Source organism: Halobellus sp. H-GB7, from assembly GCF_030848585.1.
Taxonomy (GTDB): Archaea; Halobacteriota; Halobacteria; order Halobacteriales; family Haloferacaceae; genus Haloquadratum; species Haloquadratum inordinatus.
Window position 1 is genome coordinate 39,569 of sequence record NZ_JAVDDW010000015.1, and the last position, 19,686, is coordinate 59,254.

At 65.3% G+C, this 19,686-nt stretch carries 17 protein-coding genes, 1 tRNA gene and 2 pseudogenes; 10 read left to right on the forward strand and 10 right to left on the reverse strand.

Features of this window, described 5'->3' with window-relative positions; translation table 11 throughout:
• The first annotated feature begins 281 nt into the window (after positions 1-281).
• The 5 genes and pseudogenes from RBH22_RS16865 to RBH22_RS16880 all read left to right on the forward strand — a co-directional run bounded on the left by RBH22_RS16865 (position 282) and on the right by RBH22_RS16880 (position 3,629).
• A complete protein-coding gene (locus RBH22_RS16865; protein WP_121570781.1) occupies positions 282-923 on the forward strand; it encodes an Era-like GTP-binding protein in 642 nt (213 codons plus the stop codon).
• Between the two features lie 5 nt (positions 924-928).
• Positions 929-1,318: a DUF2073 domain-containing protein gene (locus RBH22_RS16870; protein WP_121570822.1), complete on the forward strand. Its 390-nt coding sequence runs from the start codon at positions 929-931 to the stop codon at positions 1,316-1,318.
• A 77-nt stretch (positions 1,319-1,395) separates the two neighbouring features.
• Positions 1,396-1,584, forward strand: a pseudogene (locus RBH22_RS17800) (Zn-ribbon containing protein); the annotation flags it as partial.
• Between the two features lie 291 nt (positions 1,585-1,875).
• A complete protein-coding gene (locus RBH22_RS17805; RefSeq protein WP_343218158.1) occupies positions 1,876-2,415 on the forward strand; it encodes a Zn-ribbon containing protein in 540 nt (179 codons plus the stop codon).
• 407 nt (positions 2,416-2,822) lie between these two features.
• Complete coding sequence (locus RBH22_RS16880; protein ID WP_256546192.1) at positions 2,823-3,629, forward strand: hypothetical protein; 807 nt, start codon at positions 2,823-2,825, stop codon at positions 3,627-3,629.
• A 130-nt stretch (positions 3,630-3,759) separates the two neighbouring features.
• Here RBH22_RS16880 and RBH22_RS16885 read toward each other — a convergent pair whose 3' ends face one another.
• Both RBH22_RS16885 and RBH22_RS16890 read right to left on the reverse strand, forming a co-directional pair.
• Entirely contained in the window at positions 3,760-4,338 is a 579-nt protein-coding gene (locus RBH22_RS16885) for a hypothetical protein (RefSeq protein WP_306678440.1), read from the reverse strand.
• Between the two features lie 240 nt (positions 4,339-4,578).
• Positions 4,579-5,034 (reverse strand): DUF2391 family protein, encoded by a 456-nt coding sequence (locus tag RBH22_RS16890; protein ID WP_306678442.1) that lies wholly within the window; start codon positions 5,032-5,034, stop codon positions 4,579-4,581.
• A 108-nt stretch (positions 5,035-5,142) separates the two neighbouring features.
• Here RBH22_RS16890 and RBH22_RS16895 point away from each other — a divergent pair, with 108 nt between their 5' ends.
• Positions 5,143-5,823 carry a class I SAM-dependent methyltransferase gene (locus tag RBH22_RS16895; RefSeq protein ID WP_306678444.1) on the forward strand — a complete coding sequence of 227 codons (681 nt, stop codon included), beginning with the start codon at positions 5,143-5,145 and terminating at the stop codon, positions 5,821-5,823.
• A gap of 54 nt (positions 5,824-5,877) precedes the next feature.
• On the opposite strand, the gene RBH22_RS16900 is transcribed toward RBH22_RS16895, so the two are convergent.
• Genes RBH22_RS16900 through RBH22_RS16910 form a run of 3 tightly spaced genes read right to left on the reverse strand, consistent with a single transcriptional unit; the run spans position 5,878 to position 10,035 of the window.
• A complete protein-coding gene (locus RBH22_RS16900; protein WP_306678446.1) occupies positions 5,878-7,140 on the reverse strand; it encodes an ABC transporter ATP-binding protein in 1,263 nt (420 codons plus the stop codon).
• Positions 7,141-7,142: 2 nt separating this feature from the next.
• The gene (locus RBH22_RS16905) at positions 7,143-8,855 is read right to left on the reverse strand and encodes an iron ABC transporter permease (RefSeq protein WP_306678462.1); all 1,713 of its coding nucleotides are present in this window, start codon (positions 8,853-8,855) and stop codon (positions 7,143-7,145) included.
• A 34-nt stretch (positions 8,856-8,889) separates the two neighbouring features.
• Positions 8,890-10,035: a thiamine ABC transporter substrate-binding protein gene (locus RBH22_RS16910; protein WP_306678448.1), complete on the reverse strand. Its 1,146-nt coding sequence runs from the start codon at positions 10,033-10,035 to the stop codon at positions 8,890-8,892.
• 110 nt (positions 10,036-10,145) lie between these two features.
• Here RBH22_RS16910 and RBH22_RS16915 point away from each other — a divergent pair, with 110 nt between their 5' ends.
• Complete coding sequence (locus tag RBH22_RS16915) at positions 10,146-11,279, forward strand: AI-2E family transporter (RefSeq protein WP_256546186.1); 1,134 nt, start codon at positions 10,146-10,148, stop codon at positions 11,277-11,279.
• Positions 11,280-11,303: 24 nt separating this feature from the next.
• On the opposite strand, the gene RBH22_RS16920 is transcribed toward RBH22_RS16915, so the two are convergent.
• The 3 genes from RBH22_RS16920 to RBH22_RS16930 form a co-directional block, all read right to left on the reverse strand.
• Positions 11,304-13,889, reverse strand: a complete 2,586-nt coding sequence (locus RBH22_RS16920) for a DEAD/DEAH box helicase (protein ID WP_306678451.1) — start codon at positions 13,887-13,889, stop codon at positions 11,304-11,306.
• A gap of 202 nt (positions 13,890-14,091) precedes the next feature.
• Positions 14,092-14,268 carry a hypothetical protein gene (locus RBH22_RS16925; RefSeq protein ID WP_306678453.1) on the reverse strand — a complete coding sequence of 59 codons (177 nt, stop codon included), beginning with the start codon at positions 14,266-14,268 and terminating at the stop codon, positions 14,092-14,094.
• Between the two features lie 144 nt (positions 14,269-14,412).
• Entirely contained in the window at positions 14,413-14,655 is a 243-nt protein-coding gene (locus RBH22_RS16930; protein ID WP_306678455.1) for a ferredoxin, read from the reverse strand.
• Positions 14,656-14,787: 132 nt separating this feature from the next.
• Here RBH22_RS16930 and RBH22_RS16935 point away from each other — a divergent pair, with 132 nt between their 5' ends.
• Positions 14,788-17,394: an ATP-dependent DNA helicase gene (locus tag RBH22_RS16935; RefSeq protein ID WP_306678457.1), complete on the forward strand. Its 2,607-nt coding sequence runs from the start codon at positions 14,788-14,790 to the stop codon at positions 17,392-17,394.
• Complete coding sequence (gene cgi121, locus RBH22_RS16940; RefSeq protein WP_256546181.1) at positions 17,391-17,885, forward strand: KEOPS complex subunit Cgi121; 495 nt, start codon at positions 17,391-17,393, stop codon at positions 17,883-17,885. The genes RBH22_RS16935 and cgi121 overlap by 4 nt, the downstream gene beginning before the upstream one ends.
• A 251-nt stretch (positions 17,886-18,136) precedes the next feature.
• Here the strand turns inward: cgi121 and RBH22_RS16945 are convergent.
• Positions 18,137-18,209 (reverse strand) — tRNA-Gln (locus tag RBH22_RS16945).
• A 72-nt stretch (positions 18,210-18,281) separates the two neighbouring features.
• Positions 18,282-19,217 (reverse strand): type II CAAX endopeptidase family protein, encoded by a 936-nt coding sequence (locus tag RBH22_RS16950; RefSeq protein WP_256546180.1) that lies wholly within the window; start codon positions 19,215-19,217, stop codon positions 18,282-18,284.
• A gap of 248 nt (positions 19,218-19,465) precedes the next feature.
• Here RBH22_RS16950 and RBH22_RS16955 point away from each other — a divergent pair.
• Positions 19,466-19,686, forward strand: a pseudogene (locus RBH22_RS16955) (hypothetical protein); the annotation flags it as partial.

The following is a 19,686-nucleotide window of genomic DNA, read 5'->3' on the forward strand; positions in this document are numbered from 1 at the left end:
GCGTCTGCACGCACCGGCCGTCTTCGGGGTGTTCCAGTTGAAACGAAGGGGTGGGGGGAGGGTGTTCGGCCCGACATTTGCATCGACCAACCATCGACGACTTCGGCCAACCCCGTCACCCGACTCCCACTGGAAGCGACAAATTCGGAGCAACAGACGGCGAACCCCGTTTTCGTATCACATTTCGGTGGTACGTCTGACGCAGTGTTTAAGTGAACACGCGAATGTGGTACCTCCATACGCCCCTCCACGAAGCGGATCGGGAGGCGCGGGAGGCCAGGATGGGACTGTTCACAGAACTTAGAGACAGCATCTCACGGGTCGTCGACCGGATGTTCTCCGATGCCGAACCGAAGCGGATCGGCATCTACGGACCACCGAACGCCGGGAAGACGACTCTCGCAAACCGCATCGCACGTGACTGGACCGGCGACGCCGTCGGTCCGGAGAGTCACATCCCGCACGAGACCCGACGCGCGCGCAGGAAAGAAAACGTCGAGATCGAACGCAACGGGAAGACCGTCAGCATCGACATCGTCGACACGCCCGGTGTCACGACGAAGGTCGACTACAAGGAGTTCCTCGAACACGATATGGAGAAAGACGACGCCGTTCGGCGCTCACGCGAGGCGACCGAGGGCGTCGCCGAGGCGATGCACTGGCTCCGCGAGGACGTCGACGGCGTTATTTACGTGCTCGACAGTACTGAGGATCCCTTCACGCAGGTCAACACGATGCTCATCGGTATCATCGAGAGCCAGGACCTGCCCGTCCTCATCTTCGCGAACAAGACGGACCTCGACGACTCGAACGTCCAGCGCATCTCGAACGCGTTCCCCCAGCACGAGACGGTGCCGCTCTCGGCACTCGAAGGGAACAATATGGACGAAGTCTACGGGAAGATCGCGGAATACTTCGGGTGAGAACGATGCCAGAAGTCACACCAGGAGATTCCGGAGACGGCGTCCAGATCGACCTCATCAGCGGCGCTCGGATGGAGGGACTGACGAGTATGGAGAAGATCCGGCTCATCCTCGACGGCGTCCGCGACGGCAACATCGTCGTCCTCGAAGAAGGCCTCTCACCTGACGAGGAGTCGAAGCTCATCGAAGTCACGATGACCGAGATCAGCCCCGACGAGTTCAACGGGATCGAGATCGAGACCTACCCCCAGTCGGGCAGCGCCAATCAGGGATTTCTCGGGCGCCTGATGGGCAAGGAGTCGACGAAGAAACTCACGGTTATCGGCCCCGCGAACCAGATCGAGACGCTCCACAAAGACGAGAACCTCATCAGCGCGCTGGTTTCTCGGAAGTAATGACCCCGCACTCTTCCTTCGGCTGCCGAAATCCGACGCCGCTCCACCTGAAACGGACCCCTCCACAGTAACCACAGATGCCTCACGAATGCACAAACTGCGGACGCGTATTCGCCGACGGATCGAAAGAGATGCTCTCGGGGTGTCCGAACTGCGGCGGCAACAAGTTCCAGTTCCGTCCCTCGTCCGCGACAGACACGGGAGCAGACGACCGGACGACTCCCACGGGAGCAGACGACCGGACGACTCCCACGGGGGAAGATGATCGAACGACGGAGCGTCAGCGACCCGACGCGGACCCTTCATCCAGCGGAACGGAACCCGCTCGTGACACGTCGTCGCCGACCGACGACTCGAGCGGGTCTAACGCTTGGCGTGAGGCCGCCGAACGCGTGCTCGGAAAAGGATCGGACGAAACTACGGATTCGTCCGAACCGGACCGACAGGAGCCGTCTCGACAGTGGGTGAATCAGCGCCGCGACGAGCCGTCTTCGTCGGGTCGAGACACTGCGCCCCACAGAACGCGCGCGTCGGAAAGTACCGATCGGACGCACGCGATGGACTCTCAGGCGCAACCCCGTCACTCCGAACAAACTGGGGGGGAAACACGTCCGGGCGACACCGACCCCAGTTCCACCTCACCGCCGTCGGATACTGACGACGCAGAAAGTCAGCCAGGTACGACGGAGGCCCCATCTACCGTCAGTCCGAAAGAGAACACGGCGCAGGCGAGCGCCCGCAGCGAGGTCGTCTCGCCCGACGAAATCGCGGCAGCGAGTCCGGACGAACCCGACACCGTCGCACCCGCTGAGACGCCCACGGAAGCCACTTCGGACTCTGACGGACCGCCGACCACCTCCGAAGGACGGGTCATCGAGCCGTCGAGCGACGAGCGTCCCGACCTCGACGAACTCCGCGAAGAACTCAACGAGCAGTTCGAGAGCATCCGCATCGTCGCTCCCGGCGAGTACGAACTGAACCTGATGGAGCTGTACGACCGGACCGAATACATCATCTCGCTGCAGGAGGACGGGCGCTACGTCATCGAAGTCCCGGATACGTGGGATACGACGCCCGGCGGCGCCGAAGACGCCTAGTACGACGACAGCCACGCTGACTCTCTTTTCGCTCGCAGCGGCGGATTGAAGCATTTAAGCGCTCCCGCTGACAGGGTGTCACTATGAGCCAAGCGACGAAGATCGTTCTCGGAACCGTCGGTGTGTCGGCCGTCCTCGCGATCGCAATCATATTCGCGCTCGCGTTCGGGTAACGTCCGCAGCGCGTTCCCACACGCCGCTTTTCCGTTGGCTGCACGTTCAAATCAGAGCCACGCGGCTCCGATCGGTACTCACTACCCCGCGGCTCCGATCGGTACTCACTACCCCGCGGCTCCGATCGGTACTCATTACCCCGGTTCGACTGCACGAACACATCTCGACTGCACTCGCCACCCTCACCGGAGTCGAGACGGGGGCCTGAAGGCATCGCGTCCCCAACTCCGGATATGTTCGACCGACGCGACCTCGCCGACGACGTCGCCGCCGTCCGCGACGAGCACGCACCCGACGCGCTCGTCCTCGACGTCGCCGCCGACTTCGAGACCATCCCGCCGGCAGCCGCGGAGGATCTCGGCCTCCTCGTGGACGGACTCTCGCCGGCCTCGTACCCGAGCGACTGGCTCCCGGACGATGCGCCGAGCGCCCTCGTCACCTACGCGAGTTCGGATTTCACCGTTGGGATGCCGGGCGACGGCACCGTCACGTGGACGAGACAGACCACCCCGCCGACTGTCCTCGTGAAGAAACGCGCGGAGGGTACCCCGACGGAGTTCCTCGATTTCCTCCTTGCGGAGGCGTTCGTACAGATCGGAACCGACGCCCCCGAGCACTTCCTCCCGTTCTTCGGCGAGCAGTACCGCGAACTCGATCGCGTCGTCCCGCTCGGCCCTGCGGACGTCTATCAGATCGCTGCCGCGCTCTACGACGCCTGGCTGGGACTCCAGACCAGAGAGACGTTCGCCGCGTGGGAGAGTACCCAACCGCGTCTCTTCGACGCCTGGGAAGACGCCGGACAGCGATTGAAGGGTCGACTCTCGACGCTCCCTCGGGCAGTCGCGCGCGGGCAGACGTCGTTCGCCGAAGCCACCGAGTACGCCTGCTCTGCGATCAAACACGACCTCGAACTCCCCGCTCCGTTCGCCGCGCTCGACACGCAGATGTTCCTCGAACACGGCGCGGAGTACGGCGTTCGATGGGCCGAAAAGACCTTCGAGAAACTCGAAGAGGGGTCCGACCGCACCGATCAGTCCTGACCGGTTCGCATTACGCTACAGAGTACGAGCCCCCACTCTCGGAACCGACTCATAGGGATTATCGTAACTGTTCGGAGATTCTCGCCGTACCGTCCGGCGAGAAATCTATGGAGACGTACGATAATCCCTATCAGAACTCGGCGGTGACCTCGCCGCTGACGTCGAGTTCGACGACGGCGTCGAAGAGGTTGCGGAACCGCTGGATCGTCTCCTCGTCGTGGACCTCGTTCGAGAGGTGGAACAGCCCGACGGCGTCGTGTTCGTCGAGCAGTTCGAGGAGTCGCTCGCTCGCTTCGTACGCGCCGTCGACGTCCGCGTAGTAGGCCATCTCAGTCACCGAGTCGACGCTGATCCGTAGCTTTCCGTCGTGGGACTCCAGGAACTCCTGTGTCTGTGCGACAATTCCGTCAAGGTCGTCCGGTGCCGAGACGTAGTGGACGTGGTCCGTTCGTCGACGGGAGTAGCCGCGTTCGACCGACAGCGTATCGAGGACGACCGCCTTCTCCTCGTCGACGTCGTAGTGTTCCAGTTTCTGCTCGACCTCGCGGGCGGTGGTTCGTGTGGAGATTACCAGGAAGTGGTCCGTATCTGTCTTCAGGAAGTCCGTGTCGATGCGGTCCGTCTCACCAATGCTCGGGTGCAGCAGCAGAATGCCCGTACCGCCAGGGATCGAATCCGGTGCGTTCTCGATGGCGAGGTTGTAATCCATACCCGTAGGTCCGGCCCCGCTGACTTAATCGTGCGGGGGATCAGATCCGGAGCGAGGAAGAGACCAGATTCGGAGGGGAGGAAAAGATCAGATCCGGAGCGAGGAAGGCCTGTCTGGATCGAACGTGTCGACCGCGCCGACCGAACTTGGTACCCGAACTCATAGGGATTATCGTAACTGTTCGGAGATTCTCGCCGTACCGTCCGGCGAGAAATCTATGGAGACGTACGATAATCCCTATCAGTACAGCGAGTCGGCAGTCGCCGCGCCGATGACACTGAATATCGCTCCGATACTGACTGCTTTGAGCGTCGCGTCGATCCGCGCTGGATGGACGGTGACGTCGAAGACGACCATCGACCCCGACGCAGCGGAATCGAGGAACGTCGCCGGAGCGTCGAACGCGAGCGCGAGGACGACGACGGAGAAGTACGCCACGGCGATGAGCGAGACGAACCGCAGGGGGACGCCCCCGACCTCCGTCTCTCTGTCGGGGTCTCTGTCGTCGGCCTTATACAACGCGCCGTACCCGACGGTGAAGACGATGAAGACGGTGAAAAGCGCCTGTAGCGACGACATACTCTGAGCTAACACCCACACCTCCTCGGTGACCACGAACGGCCCGGCGAGCAGGAACCCCCCGACGATCTGCTGTGCGGTGTCCGACAGCGCGAACCGACGACGACGTCCGACCATACCTACTTTCGCCTCTCTCCCCGCATATACCCCGGCCTTACTGCAGACCGGGGTGCGAACACCACGCGAAACCCGACGCTTCTTGTTCGGGGCGGTCGACGCACCCGTATGAGCGTTCGAGACGAATTCGATACCTGGGCGGCCGAGGGCCGTGACCGGGGAATGGAGGAACGACACTGGCACACCGCGAAACACGCGCTCGCCCGGATGCCGATCGAGTCCGGCGACACCGTCCTCGACCTCGGTTGCGGGAGCGGCTACGCCGGTCGCGCACTCCGAGACACGCAGGATGCCGGCCGAGTGTACGGTCTCGATGGATCTCCCGAGATGGCGCACAACGCGCAGTCGTACACCGACGATCCGAACGTCGCCTACCTCGTCGGCGACTTCGACGAACTCCCCTTCGCGGACGACAGCGTCGACCACGTCTGGAGTATGGAGGCCTTCTACTACGCGTCGGACCCCGAGCACACGCTCGAAGAAGTCGCGCGGATCCTCCGGCCCGGAGGGACGTTTTACTGCGCCGTGAACTACTACGAAGAGAACGTCTACTCCCACGAGTGGCAAGAACGGATCGACATCGAGATGACGCGCTGGTCCGCCGACGAATATCGCAAAAAGTTCCGCGAAGCAGGTCTCCACGTCGCCGAACAGGACTCGATTCCGGACCGCGAGATCGAGATTCCGCCGGCCGAGGCGTTCCCCACCGACAACTGGGAGTCGCGAGAGGCGATGGTCGAACGCTACCGCACGCACGGCACACTTCTCACGGTCGGCGTCGCGCCGTAGCGAGTCCGGTGTCGCCGAACGCAGCGAGGCCCATCCCGCCGGACGTAGCGAATCCTATTCGCCGCGCTCGAGGTCGACCACGTGGGCCGCTGTCGCGTCGAACCCGATCCGAACCTCACCGGAGAGCGGATTCGCCGATCGAACGGTCAGTTCCCGGCCGTTCCACCGGAGATAGGTTCGCGTCGACTCGCCGAGGAACTCCGTGCCGGACACCGTCGCGTCGAGAACGTTCGTCTCGGTGCCTGTTCGCGACCTACTCGACTCTCCATCCATTAGCTCTGATCCACTCGGCTCGCTATCCCTCTCTGAGCCACTCGCGAGCACCCGCATCTGCTCGGGCCGGACGCAGAACGCGACTCGGTCGTCCGTTTCGACTGCGTTCTCTGTTACAATCGTGATCGCTGCCCCGCCGACGTCGAGTTCGACGCGCTGGGGCCGACCGGCGGTCCTATCGCGTTCTCCCTGCCATTCAGACCCCTCTGTTTCAACTGGAGATTTGCCTTCTACAGCGACTGAATCCCGGCTTTCTTCGAACTCGTCAGCCGCTCGACTCGAAACGACGCGGCCCTCGAAGACGTTGTTGTCGCCGACGAACTCGGCGACGAATCGGGTCTCCGGGCGTCGGTACACCGCCTGCGGCGTTCCCACTTGCTCGACTGCGCCGTCGTTCATAACGGCGACGCGGTCGGAGATGGCGAGCGCCTCCTCCTGATCGTGCGTGACGTAGAGCGTAGTAATCCCGAGCGTCGATTGGATCTCTTTGACCTGTAGCCGAAGTCGCTCGCGGAGTCGGGCGTCGAGCGCGCTCATCGGCTCGTCGAGCAACAGCAGATCCGGGCCGGGAGCCAGCGCCCGCGCGAGCGCGATGCGCTGTTGCTGACCGCCGGAGAGCTCCGTCGGATCACGGCCGCCCGCGTCGGGGAGATCGACCAACTCCAGCAACGACGCCACGCGCTCTTCTCGGCTCTCATCGCCCGGCGGATCCGAAAACCTGAGTCCGTAGGCGACGTTCTCCGCGACCGAGAGGTGCGGAAAGAGCGCGTAGTTCTGGAACACGACGCCGACGTCCCGTTCTTCGGGTGGCACGCCGCGCATCTCGCGGCCTCCGAACCGAATCGACCCCGTACTCGTCGTCTCGAAGCCGGCGACGAGGCGGAGCGTCGTCGTTTTCCCACAGCCGGAGGGGCCGACGAGCGTGAAGAACTCGCCGTCCTCGACGTCGAGGTCGACGCCTGACCGCCCGCCACTCCCGTCTCTCCCTCCGAGCGCGACCGTCTCACCGTACTCCTTGCGAACGTTCTCCAGTGTCAGTTGCATCCTCAGAAGCCACCTCGGCCGCCGTAGCGACCGCCGAACCGTTCGATGATCACGAAACTCAGGCTCGTCACCGCGAGCAGGACACAGCCCATCGCGGTCGCCGGGCCGAGCCGCCGGCCCAGATACCGCTCGACGGCGACGGGCATCGTGTAACTGGCCGACCCCTCCGCGAGGACGACCGTCGAGTCGAATTCGCCGATGCTGATCGCGAAGGCGAACGCCGCGCCGGCGACGACGCCCGCGGCGACCAGCGGCAGTTCGATGTCGACGAGCGCGCGCACGCGACTCGCCCCCAGACTCCGCGCGGACTCCACTAGTCGCGGATCGAGATTCCCGAGCAGCGGCGCGACGTTCCGCGTCACGAACGGGTACGCGCCGACCGCGTGCGCGGCGACTACCGCGAGCGCTCCGGTGACCTGAACGCGCGTCCCGAACACCTCGATCCCGAAGACGAGTCCGCGAAGCAAGCCGAGGCCGACGACGATCCCCGAAACCGCGAGCGGAGCCATCGACAGCGCGTCGACAATGGCCCGCCCGCGGAACTGCCGCGTCGTCAACACTGCCATCACGACTCCCATCGGGAGCGCGACGAGCAGCGTTCCGACGCCGAAAAGCAGCGAATTCTCGATCGCCGGCAGCGGCCGCACCTGATACGACGCGCCCGTCTGCTGACGTTCGAGGAGAAACAGGTAGTGATCGAGCGTCAGGCCGCCCTGTGGTCCGGTCAGGCTCGTGAGGACCATCGAGGCGATCGGTCCGACGAACACCGCGAGCACGACCAGGGCGTACGCGACGATCCCGATCCGGGTTCCCAGCGATCTGACGCTCGTCGACTCCGGCCACAGCGACCGTCGCGGTTGCGGCCGCGCGCCCTGTCCGGAGGCGCGCTGTCGTCCCTCGTAACGCAGGTACAGATACGTCAGTCCGAGCGAGATCGTCGTCTCGACGACTGCGAGCGCGGCCGCCTCGGCGTACGCGAGGTTCTGAATCCGCGAGTAGATGAACACCTCGACGGTCGCGAGCTGGAATCCGCCGAGCGCGAGCACGATCGGGAACGACGCGAACGTGAACACGAACGTCAGCGTCGCGCCGATCGCGATCGCCGGGAGCAACTGCGGGAGGACGACGTCACGAAACGCCCGCACCGGCGACGCTCCGAGGCTCCGCGCGGTCTCGACGGCCGACGCGTCGACGCTCTCCCAGGCCGCAGTCGTCACCCGCGCGACGAGCGGGGCGTTGTAGAAGGCGTGTGCGATCACGATTGCCTCGATGGTGAAAAGCAGGTCGACGGTCGGAAGGCCGAGCGCCCCCAACACCGCGTTGAGCGTGCCGTTCCGGCCGAACGTCGCGACGAAGCCGATCGCGACCATGATCGACGGCATCACGAACGGGAGGATCGTCAGCGAGCGCAGCGTCTCGCGACCGGGGAACTCGAACCGCGCGAGGAGCCACGCCCCCGGCAGGCCGAGCAGGACGGACGCGATCGTCGACAGCAGCGCCTGGTAGGCCGTGAATCCGAAGATGTCGACGAGATAGAACCGCGAGGTGAGCACCGACACGAGCGGGGCGATCGTCACCTGCCCGTCGACGACGACGGCGTCGACGAACACCGTCGCGACCGGATAGTAGAAGACGACGACGAGGACGAGCGCGGTCGCTGCCGTCCCGAGGGTGAGCGCGTGCGCTTCGAGTCGCGAGAAGGCGGTCCGAAGCACAGCGTTCACCGTCTCCACTCTGTCGGCGTCGCCCTCACTTGCTGGCGAACTGCCGTTCCCACGCCTGCGTCCACTCACTCACGTTGTCTCGAAGGGCGTCGTACGTGAAAGTGACTGCTTCCGGCGGGGCCTGGGCGTACTCAGAGAACGACGCGGGGAGTTCCGCGGTCGTCGTCGCCGGGAACGCGACGTTCCGCTGGGCGATCTCGCCCTGCACGTCGGGCCGCAGCATAAAGTCGAGGAACGACCGCGCCAGTTCGGGAGTGTCCGTCCCCTCGAACAGCGCCATCCCCTCGGGATAGGCGTAGCCCTGGTCGTTCAGGAATCGGATCTGGTGCTTCGCGAGGTCCTCGCCGGACCGCTGAGCGTACACCTGATCCGTCGAGTAGGAGACGACCATCGGCGCTTCCTCGTTCGAGTAGGCCGTGTACGACGACGACCAGTCCGAGAGGATCCGGACGCCGTTGTCCTGGAGTTGCTTCCAGTAGTCGAGGTAGCCGTTCGCCCCCTTCGCTTTGATCGTGTGCAAGAGGAACGACTTGCCCGTCGCACTCGCCGTCGGATTCTGGGCGAGGAGGTCGCCCTCGTAGGCCGGATCGAGGAGTTCGTCGAACGTCTCCGGCGCGCTGTAGGCCCCGTTGTCGCCCAGCGTCTCGTTGTAGACGATACTGACGTAGCTCGTGTCGTAGGGGATCGTGCGGCCCTTCGGATCGAACGACAGGGACTCTTTGACGTCGCCGCCTCGTGAGAGCCCGTTGACGGGCGTGAACAGTCCGTCGTCGAGCTGTTCGTCGATCCGGATGAGCATATCCACGTTGAGCCCGACGTAGACGTCGGCGTCGATGTCGACGCCCCGGAGTGCGCGCTCGATGAAGTAGTTGATCTCGCTGTCGGGCGTCGCATACCGGAGCGTCGCGTCGAACTCGGACTCGAACGTCTCTTTGATCCACGCGCCGGGGCTCGACGACGGTGCGTCGACGAACGGCCCGTACGTCGCGACGACGAGTTCGGGGACTGCGCCGCCTGCAGTTCCGGTCGCCGTCCCCGTCGACGTCTCGCTCGTGTCCTCGGTCGTGCCCTCAGTCGTCGTCTCCGTCGCGTCGCCGTCACCACCGGCGCAACCGGCCAGTCCGGCGATTCCGCCCGCACCCGCCGCCCGCAGGAACGTTCTCCGTTTCATTACTTGGTGATCACACCCGGTGATATTTAACCGTGGTGAAGCGGTCCCGACCGCTGCCGACCACGCCTGCCCGGAGCAACGCTCTTGTCACTTCGCCGTGAGACGCAGGCGTGTCACGACAGCGGCGGTACACGCTCGGTGCGCTCTTCGTCCTCGCGGGCGCGGTCGCGGCCGTCCTCCTCGCGTCGGTGCTGAGCACTGTCTTTTTCGCGGTCACCGTCGCGTATCTGCTCTGGCCGGTCCGCCGCGAACTCGTCGCCCGCGGCCAGTCACGGCGCGTCGCGAGCGGCGGTGCGACCGCCGGTGCGTTCGTGATGACGCTTCTCGTGTTCGTCCCGCTCGCGGTCGTCGCGTACCTTCGGTTCGACTCGTTCGTGGACCTGATCGGCCTCCTTCCGGCCCAAATCGACGTCTCGCTGCTCGGATTCGAGTACGTGGTCACGCTGGAATCGGTCGCGACGCTCGTCGTCGGACTCGTCGAGCGCGCGGCGCGGCGCGCAGCCACGGCCGCGCCGGTCCTCCTGGTGAAAGTAACCCTGTTCGTGTTCCTGATCTACTCGCTGCTCTTTTACGGCGAAGACGCCCAGCGCGCGGCGCTCGCGCTCGTTCCGGCCGACTACCGCGACGCCGCGCGGTCGCTGAACCGCCGCGCTCGTGAGACGCTGTTCGCTATCTACGTGTTGCAGGCGGCGACCGCAATCGCGACGTTCGCCCTCGCGCTCCCGGTGTTCTTCGCGCTCGGCTACGAGTCGGTCGTGACGCTGTCGACAGTCGCTGCGGTCCTCCAGTTCGTTCCCATAATCGGCCCGAGCGTGCTTCTCGCGGGACTCGCGGCGTACCACGCCGCGCTCGGAGAACTCCTCCAGGCGGCGCTCGTCTTCTTCGTCGGCGGGTTCGTGATCGCGTGGCTCCCCGACGTCCTCGTCCGCCCGCGACTCGCCCGCGAGACGGCCGACATTCCGGGGAGTCTCTACTTCGTCGGGTTCTTCGGCGGCGTGCTCACCATCGGTCCGATCGGTGTCGTCGCCGGCCCCCTCGCCGTCGGCCTGTTCGTCGAGTCGGCGGCGCTGCTCTCGACGGAACTGAACTCGGTCGGCGACGCCGACCACGACACTCCGGAGTCGACAGCCAACCACGCCGATTCGGAGTCGACTGCTAACCGCGACCACGCGGCGTCGACCACCGACCACGACGACGCAGAGACCTCCTCCGATGTGGATCAACAGGAATCAGACGACGAATAGGAGTCGAATCACCGCCGCTCGCGACTACTCGTAGTCGCTTCCGATGACTTCCCGGATGCGTTCGGCGGTCACCTCGCCGATCCCGCTAACCTCGGTGAGGTCGTCCTTGCGGGCCGTCATCACCGCCTCGACCGTTCCGAACTCTTTCAACAGCGACTGCGCGGTCACAGGGCCGATGTCCGCGATCGAGGAGACGACGTACTCCTGCTGCTCGGCCAGCGTCTTCGCGCTCTTCTCGCCGTGGACGCTCACCGTTCGCTCGCGCTCGGTCTGCTCGCGCTCGGCGATCGTGAGCAGCAGTTCGGCGGTGTCGTCCTCGTCGCGCGTCTGGAGCACGCTCACGTCGAAGTCGACCGCCAGCGAGGCGAGCGCACCCCGGATCGCGCCCGGATGGACGTTCCGCTCTTCGTAGAGACCTTCGCCTTCGATGATCAACACCGGGCGGGCGTACGCGCGGGCGAGGTCGCCGATCTGCTCGAACAGCGAGCGGTCGCCGCCCAAGAGCGTGTCGAGAAAGTCCGCGACGGACTTGCGCTCGACGGCGACCCGGTCCGAGAGCACGTAGTCGCCGACGGCCAGCGTCTCCAGTCGCGTGCGGACGCCATCGCGCTTCGAGAGGTCCTTCGCGATCGCGGCGTCGAGTTCCCGCTGGTCGACGACGATTTCGGTCTCCTCGTCGTCGCCGTCGGCAGTCGCGACGACGCCCGAATCGGCCGCCGCGTCACCGTCTTCGGCGTCGCCGTCCGCCCTGCTGCTCTCCTCGTCGACGTCGTCGTCCGCCTCGCTGCTCTCGTCTCCGGACTCGTCATCCTGCGCCCGTTCGATCTCTTCGTCCGTCGGCCCGAAGTCGGTGAGACCGGCCTGTCCGTTCGACTGCACGACCGACCCGGTGCCCGCTCCAGTGTCGCCCGTCGACTGCCCACCGCTTCCCGTGTCGTCTGCCTGGCCGTCGTCCGCCTGAGCGTCGTTGGAGCGCCCCGTGTCGGTCTCCTCACCTGTGCTCCCACCATCCCCCTCGCTGTCGTAGGCTTCGAGGTCTTGTTGCGGAGCGGTGAGCTCGGACTCGATGTCGCCGGCGAAGCCCTTCAGTTCGCGGAGCTCCGATTCCATCTCCTTCTCGCGGCGCCGCGAGATCCAGAAGTAGGCCTCGTCGCGCGTGTCCTCGGCGAGGAGCACGACGACGCGGCCCTCGGCCTGCCGTCCGGTCCGTCCCTTTCGCTGGATGGACCGGATCGCCGTCGGCACCGGCTCGAAGAAGAGCACCAGATCCACCTCGGGGACGTCCAGTCCTTCCTCGGCGACGGAGGTCGAAACGAGGACCTCGAACTCCCCGTTCCGGAACGCGTCGAGCGTCTCCTGTTGCTCTTTCTGGGTCATTCCCTCGGAACTCTCCTTGTCGCCCTGGCCGACGAACCGGCGCACGTCGAACGACGCCGAGAGGAACTCCGTCAGCGCTTCGGCGGTGTCGCGCGACTCGGTGAAGACGATGACGCGCTCGCCCTCCTCGATGCCGAGCGTCTGCGCCAGCAGGATCCGTGCCCGCGAGAACTTCGGGTGCGTGCCGTCGAACGACTCCGCGAGCCGCATCGCCTCGCGCACTTTGGGCTCGGCGACGAGCCGCTGGCTCGCCTTCGACGCCCCTGAAGAGCGCGCGGCGTTGCGCTGGCGTTCGAAGTATCTGCGAACGGATTCGACCGACTGGGTCTCGACGAGTTCGACCGCCCGCCGGAGCTTCATCACCTCCGCGTGCGTCGACATCCCCTTGTAGCCCTCCGATTTGTCGGCGTTCATCAACTCCTGCAGTTTCCCGCGCATCCGGTTCAGTTGCTTCTGGGAGACGTCGGGCTGGGTGGTGTTCGTCACGCCCAGCGACTTCAGTTTCTGAAGCCGGTCTTTGATCACCTCGTTCAGCGCGTCCCGAATCTGCAGAATCTCGTCGGGGAGTTCGATTCGCTCCCACTCGACGGACGTGTCGTGGGTGTACTCGTCGACGTCGGCGTCGTCTTCGGTCATCACCTCGACCTCGCTGAGCCCGAGATTCTGACACACCTCCAGGATCGCCTCCTTGTCGCCGCCCGGGGAGGCGCTCATCCCCGTCACGAGCGGGTTCTCTGCGTCCTCGTGGTACCGCTCGGCGATGTAGACGTACGCGTAGTCGCCGCTCGCGCGGTGACACTCGTCGAACGTGAGGTGGGTGACGGTCGACAAGGAGATGCGACTCCCGACCAAGTCGTTCTCGACGACCTGCGGGGTCGCGACGACGATCCGCGCGTCCTCCCAGCGCTCGGCTCTGTCTTCCGGTCGGATCTCTCCGGTGAAGACGACGATCTCCTCGTCGGGAATCTCTAGCGCCTCGCGATAAAACTCCGCGTGCTGCTGGACCAGCGGCTTCGTCGGCGCGAGAAACAGCGCCTTACCGCCGATGTCGTCGAGCCGATCGGCCGTCACGAGCAGGCTCACGGTCGTCTTTCCTAACCCGGTCGGAAGACAGACGAGCGTGTGCGACTCGCGTGCGGCGCTCGCGAGGCGCATCTGATAGAGCCGCCGCTCGATGAAGTCAGGACTCAGGAGGGGATGGTCCACGTACGCGGGGTCGTCGGTGGCCGCCATCACGCTCGATTGGGCGTCGTCGCTGTTAAGGGTTCGCCGACGACGGTGAAAGTGAAACGAGGCGCGTACGGTCCCCTGACGGGGACGCAGGCGAAACGGGAACTGCGTCCGACCGCGAGCGTTCCTGACTGCCAAGCGTGACTCCGTGATCGTCGTCGACAGCCCGGGTTCCGATCTCCCTCACGCAGTCGCGCCGACAGTTTTATCGGTTCCGTTCGGGATCCGCGCCGAACTCCGACCCGAGCGCATCCAGTGCCTCCACGCCGTAGGCCTCCGAGCCTGCGCTCGCGTCTTCGAGGTCCTCGACGGAGTCCGGCAGCGACGCGCCGATCAGCTCTGCCCACTCCGAGAGGTTCTGACCGTGACTTCGGTGGCTCATACTTTTGCCTCGGTCGTAAAACTCTCTACCGACGTATATAATGATTGTGCTGGCTCTCTGCGGATGACAGCCGTCCCGAAAATATCCGTCTCTGCGACGGCGACACGGCCGTCGACGGGACCTGCCGAATTGACGAGCGCGGCGTTAGACGACCTGTTCGCCGTCGTCGTCGTACAGTTTGATCGCGTCTACGGGACACGCCCGCGCGGCGAACTCCGCGTCGAGTTCGGCGCCGTCGGGAACCTCTAGCTCGAAAATGTCCTCTTCGACCTCGGTCGCTCCGTCGAGGTCGGCCTTCCCCGCGTCGAGATTCTTCTCGAAGGCGTCCCACTCGTCGACACACTGGAACATCCCGATGCAGGTCTCACGATCGTAGCGGATCTTCATACCCGCCGTTCGGTGACCGGCAACATATCGTTGGCGACGTTGGTGCGGTCGCGACGGGACCCTACGATGACTACCCGCCACGCACGCCGCGTCTCCGACGGTTTAAACGGGAGGACGGCGTAGCCTGGCCCAATGCAACCGGAGGAGGTGCCCGAACTGCCCGAGGAGGTCGCGGCCCACGTGCGCGAGGAGGGAATCGAGGAACTCTACCCTCCGCAGCGCGCGGCCGTCGAGGCGGGCGTCACCCGCGGCGACAGCCTCGTCGCCTCGGTCCCGACCGCCTCGGGGAAGACGCTCGTCGCCGAACTCGCGATGCTGTCCAGCGTCGCGCGCGGCGTCTCCGGGTCACGCTCGGATGGCTCGGAAGCACCGCCCAGCGGTTCGTCCGGCGGCAAGGCGCTGTATATCGTTCCGCTCCGAGCGCTCGCCTCCGAAAAGAAGGCCGAGTTCGAGCGCTGGGAGGAGTACGGGTTCGACGTCGGCGTCTCGACGGGCAACTACGAGTCCGACGGCGAGTGGCTCGCGTCCCAGGATATCGTCGTCGCGACCTCCGAGAAGGTCGACTCGCTCGTCCGAAACGGCGCGGCGTGGATCGACGACTTGACCTGTGTCGTCGCGGACGAGGTCCACCTCGTCGACGACGCGCACCGCGGCCCGACGCTGGAAGTCACGCTCGGGAAGTTGCGGACGCTCAACCCCGGACTGCAGGTCGTCGCGCTCTCGGCGACGGTCGGGAACGCGGACGTCGTCGCCGAGTGGCTCGACGCCGAACTCGTCGAGTCCACCTGGCGACCCATCGACCTGCGGATGGGCGTCCACTACGGAAACGCGGTCACGTTCGACGACGGCAGCCAGCGCGAGGTCCCGGTCGAATCCGGCGGCCGCCCGACAGCAGCGCTCGTCGCAGACGCGCTCGCCGGCGACGACGACGGCGATCAGGGCTCCTCGCTCGTGTTCGTGAACTCCCGGCGCAACGCCGAGGCGTCCGCAAAGCGCCTCCGGGACGTCACCGCCGACCACCTTGCTGACGACGAGCGCAGCCGACTCGCCGAACTGGCTGCCGAGATCAGAGACGTCTCGGACGCCGAGACGAGCGACACGCTGGCCGACTGCGTCGCGAAGGGCGCGGCGTTCCACCACGCCGGCCTCGCGCCCGAGCACCGCTCGCTCGTCGAGGAGGCGTTCCGCGACCGACTCGTCAAGTGCGTGTCGGCGACGCCGACGCTCGCCGCGGGCGTCAACACGCCGAGCCGCCGGGTGATCGTCCGCGACTGGCGGCGCTACGACGGCGAGTACGGCGGGATGAAGCCGCTCGACGTGCTCGAAGTCCACCAGATGATGGGCCGCGCCGGCCGGCCCGGTCTCGATCCCTACGGCGAGGCCGTACTACTCGCGAAGAACTCCGAGACGCGCGATGAACTGTTCGAGCGGTACATCTGGGCCGACCCCGAGCCCGTTCGCTCGAAACTGGCCGCCGAACCGGCGCTCCGGACGCACGTCCTCGCCACTGTCGCCTCCGGGTTCGCGCACACGCGAGAGGAACTCCTCGACTTTCTGGATCGGACGCTGTACGCGACCCAGGCGGACGACTCCGGCCGCTTGGAGACCGTCACCGACGACGTGCTCGCGTACCTCGAACGCAACGACTTCATCGAGCGCGAGGAGGGATCGCTCACGGCTACGAGCGTCGGACACACCGTCTCCAGACTCTACCTCGATCCGATGACCGCCGCCGAGATCATCGACGGCCTGGAGTGGGGCGAAAAGCACCGTGAGGAGATGGTTCGCGCGCTCGCCGGCGACGCCGCGGACGCGACTCCTGCCCGCGACGCCGCCGACGGGACGCAGACGGGCTCCGACCCCGAGTCCGCCGGCTTCCAGCGGGCCAGCGAGTTGCAGTCGGGATCGTCGTCAGACGACTCCGACGGCACGACGGATGCGTCCACGGCCGACGCCGACGAGGCCGAGACGGGCGCCGACGGGGACGCTACGGCGTCGTCGGAGCAACCCACCTATCCGACCGCGCTCGGGCTCTTTCACCTCGTCTCGCGAACGCCGGATATGTATCAACTCTACCTCAAGTCCGGCGACCGCGAGACGTTCACCGAGGTCTGTTACGAACGCGAACCGGAACTGCTCGGCCGCACCCCCTCGGAGTACGAGGACGTCCGCTTCGAGGAGTGGCTCTCGGCGCTGAAGACGGCGACGCTGCTGGAAGACTGGGCGAACGAAGTCGACGAGGACCGGATCACGGAGCGCTACGGCGTCGGCCCGGGTGACATCCGCGGGAAGGTCGAAACTGCCGAGTGGCTGCTCGGCGCGGCCGAACAGCTCGCGGGCGAACTCGAACTTCCCGTCGTGCCCGTCCGCGAGGCGAAAAAGCGCGTCGAGTACGGCGTCCGCGACGAACTGCTGGATCTCGCCGGCATCCGCAACGTCGGCCGCAAACGCGCGCGACGCCTCTACGAGGCCGGTATCGAGACCCGCGCGGACCTCCGCGAAGCCGACAAATCCACCGTGCTCCGCGCGCTGCGCGGGCGACGCAAGACCGCCGAGCGGATCTTAGAGAACGTCGGTCGCAAGGACCCCTCAATGGAGGACGTCGCGAGCGGAGACTCGGGAAGCGAGTCGACTGGGGAACCACCGGATCGCACGGGGTCCGCGCCTACGAACCGACCACAAAGCGAAAGCGGCGACGGCGACCCCGAAGAGCAGGCCAGCCTGGGTGATTTCGGATGAAGATCCTCGAAGGAACGGCCGAGGTGGACGACGTCGACGCGTTCGTCGCCGAGATCGGTGAGATTTCTGCGGAGACGGGCGCGACGATCCAGGCGTTCGACGCGCGGTACGTCGTGAGCGAGCGGCACCTCGAACGCGCCGTCGAGTTGGCCGACCGTGCCATCGAGCGCGGCGAGAACGTCGCTCGCGACCGCGCCGTCGAGATTCTCCTGTACGCGGCCGGTCGCCGCCAGATCACCGAGGCGCTCGAACTCGGCGTCTCACCGGGCGAAAACCGCGTCGTCGTCCTCGTCGACGGCGGCGACGAAACCGACGCGGCAGCGACTGTTCGCTCTCGCGTCCTCGACGCGGAAACGCCGACGCTCGGCGACTACGACTCCGGACGCGTGTGCGAGTATTTCGACGTCAGCGACGCCGAACTCGACGTGGTCGACGGCGACCTCGAACTCCTGGTGCTCGAACGCGTCGCGCTGCTGGTCGTCGAGAAGTAAGTCGGGCTCTCGCAGGCGCGGCGACCCACGATCGACGTGAACCGTTCGCAACCCCTCCATTTCGGGTGGAAAAGTTTTCCGTAGCCTTCAGAACTGTTCGGCATTCGTTCCCGCGAGACGATCGAGGTTCCCGACGACTACGATTCGTCGTCGCAGAGCCCTATCGCAGTGAGCAATAGCGGATTTGGAGGCTGAATCGGGACGTTTCCCAGACCCGCCGCTCGGGATCGTAACGCCGTGAGAAGTTCGAGTAGTCCCACCAGGATTCGAACCTGGGTCGAAGCCCCCAGAAGGCTTCAGGATTGGCCACTACCCCATGGGACTGCATCGACGCCGACGCCGACCGTCGACTGTGTGCCCGTTTGTTGCCCGTGGCTCCATATGAGTGTTGCGAAGTCAGTCCTCAGATCCGGCGGCGTCCCAGCCGCCGCTCATCGCCTGACGGGTCAACGCCGGCGCGCCGCGCAGAGCGACGACAACCGTCGCGAGCACGAACGCACTGATCCCGGCGAGACCGACGGGACTCGCCACCAGTTCGCTCCGGATCGGATCCGACGCCGTCGTGTAGGCGAGCAGGGCGCCGGCCGAGGCGTTGAACACGCCGTGGAAGAACGCGGCGGCGAGAACCGAACGGGCCCGGACGACGAGGTAGGTGTAGAGCGGCGAGAACGCCACCGTCGCGGCGGTCATCGCGACGACGCCGACGAGCGGAAACGACGGGTAGTTGTAGCCGTCGAGGATGACCGGAGCGTGCCAGACGCCCCAGCATACGCCGATCACGCCGCTCGTGCGCCAGAATCCCAGCGGGGCGAGTTCCCACAGCAGGTAGCCTCGCCAGCCCAGTTCTTCGCCGAGCGCGAAGACGGCGTTGACTGTCACACCCAGTCCGAGTGTCAGGGCTGCGAGCGCGAGCAGTCCCAGCGGTCCGGCGGGGAGTGCGATTCCGGGTACCGGGTTCGCGTTCGGATTGAATCCGATCCCGGGGACGGCGAGCGCGAGCGCGAGAGCCACGCCCACGAGGGCGAGGACCGAGAGGGCAGCGAGCACGTGCCAGCGGAGTCGACCCACGCGGACGCCGACTTCCCGGACTGAGACGCCGGTCGTGAACAGCGTCGCCGCGGCGGCGACAGCGGGAGTGAACATATACAGCGGTGCGAGCGCGACGAGCCGGACGTTCGCGACCTGCGCTGCGACGACGATGGCGATCGCGAGGCCGACGAGCACGCCGAAAAATCTGGCGAGCCGCGCGGTGTCGATTTCCGCCGTGTCGGGCTCGCGTTCGGCTTCTGGAACACTGGTCGACTCTGGAGCCGTGTCTGGAGTGGAGGGCATTACCTTAAATTATAGGTAGCTTACACGAATAGATTTGTGTGTTAGGGTGTGTATCCCGTCGCTCGCTGTCGCCTTTTATATACTTTCATTTACATTAGTTGCTGATGATATGTACTGTGAACAGAGAGAATTGACGAATAAGCAGGGTCCGCGGTTGTCGTAGATTTATAGCTACACCCTCCAACTGTGACTATATAATACAGTTTTCATTACATTTTTAATTCAAGGTTTTATTGAACCAACTGGTAATGTCAGATGAAACACCTGGAGAGGATGAACAGTACTGTCGGGAGTGCGGCGAGATTATCCTAACGAAGGCCGAAATCTGTCCGGAATGCGGTGTTCGACAGGCACAGACGCAGACACAGAGCCAACAGCGTCAACAGCAAGTACCACATAATCAAGCAGCCCAACCCACGGCGAACCCGGGGAACGCTGCTGCCACTCAGAGCTACGGCATACTCTTCGC

Bases quoted from the DNA above. Each gene is read 5' to 3' on its own strand.
- RBH22_RS16865 (WP_121570781.1), top strand. From the start codon at position 282: ATGGGACTGTTCACAGAACTTAGAGACAGCATCTCACGGGTCGTCGAC.
- RBH22_RS16870 (WP_121570822.1), top strand. From the start codon at position 929: ATGCCAGAAGTCACACCAGGAGATTCCGGAGACGGCGTCCAGATCGAC.
- RBH22_RS17805 (WP_343218158.1), top strand. From the start codon at position 1,876: ATGGACTCTCAGGCGCAACCCCGTCACTCCGAACAAACTGGGGGGGAA.
- RBH22_RS16880 (WP_256546192.1), top strand. From the start codon at position 2,823: ATGTTCGACCGACGCGACCTCGCCGACGACGTCGCCGCCGTCCGCGAC.
- RBH22_RS16885 (WP_306678440.1), bottom strand. From the start codon at position 4,338: ATGGATTACAACCTCGCCATCGAGAACGCACCGGATTCGATCCCTGGC.
- RBH22_RS16890 (WP_306678442.1), bottom strand. From the start codon at position 5,034: ATGGTCGGACGTCGTCGTCGGTTCGCGCTGTCGGACACCGCACAGCAG.
- RBH22_RS16895 (WP_306678444.1), top strand. From the start codon at position 5,143: ATGAGCGTTCGAGACGAATTCGATACCTGGGCGGCCGAGGGCCGTGAC.
- RBH22_RS16900 (WP_306678446.1), bottom strand. From the start codon at position 7,140: ATGCAACTGACACTGGAGAACGTTCGCAAGGAGTACGGTGAGACGGTC.
- RBH22_RS16910 (WP_306678448.1), bottom strand. From the start codon at position 10,035: ATGAAACGGAGAACGTTCCTGCGGGCGGCGGGTGCGGGCGGAATCGCC.
- RBH22_RS16920 (WP_306678451.1), bottom strand. From the start codon at position 13,889: ATGGCGGCCACCGACGACCCCGCGTACGTGGACCATCCCCTCCTGAGT.
- RBH22_RS16925 (WP_306678453.1), bottom strand. From the start codon at position 14,268: ATGAGCCACCGAAGTCACGGTCAGAACCTCTCGGAGTGGGCAGAGCTG.
- RBH22_RS16930 (WP_306678455.1), bottom strand. From the start codon at position 14,655: ATGAAGATCCGCTACGATCGTGAGACCTGCATCGGGATGTTCCAGTGT.
- RBH22_RS16935 (WP_306678457.1), top strand. From the start codon at position 14,788: ATGCAACCGGAGGAGGTGCCCGAACTGCCCGAGGAGGTCGCGGCCCAC.
- cgi121 (WP_256546181.1), top strand. From the start codon at position 17,391: ATGAAGATCCTCGAAGGAACGGCCGAGGTGGACGACGTCGACGCGTTC.
- RBH22_RS16950 (WP_256546180.1), bottom strand. From the start codon at position 19,217: ATGCCCTCCACTCCAGACACGGCTCCAGAGTCGACCAGTGTTCCAGAA.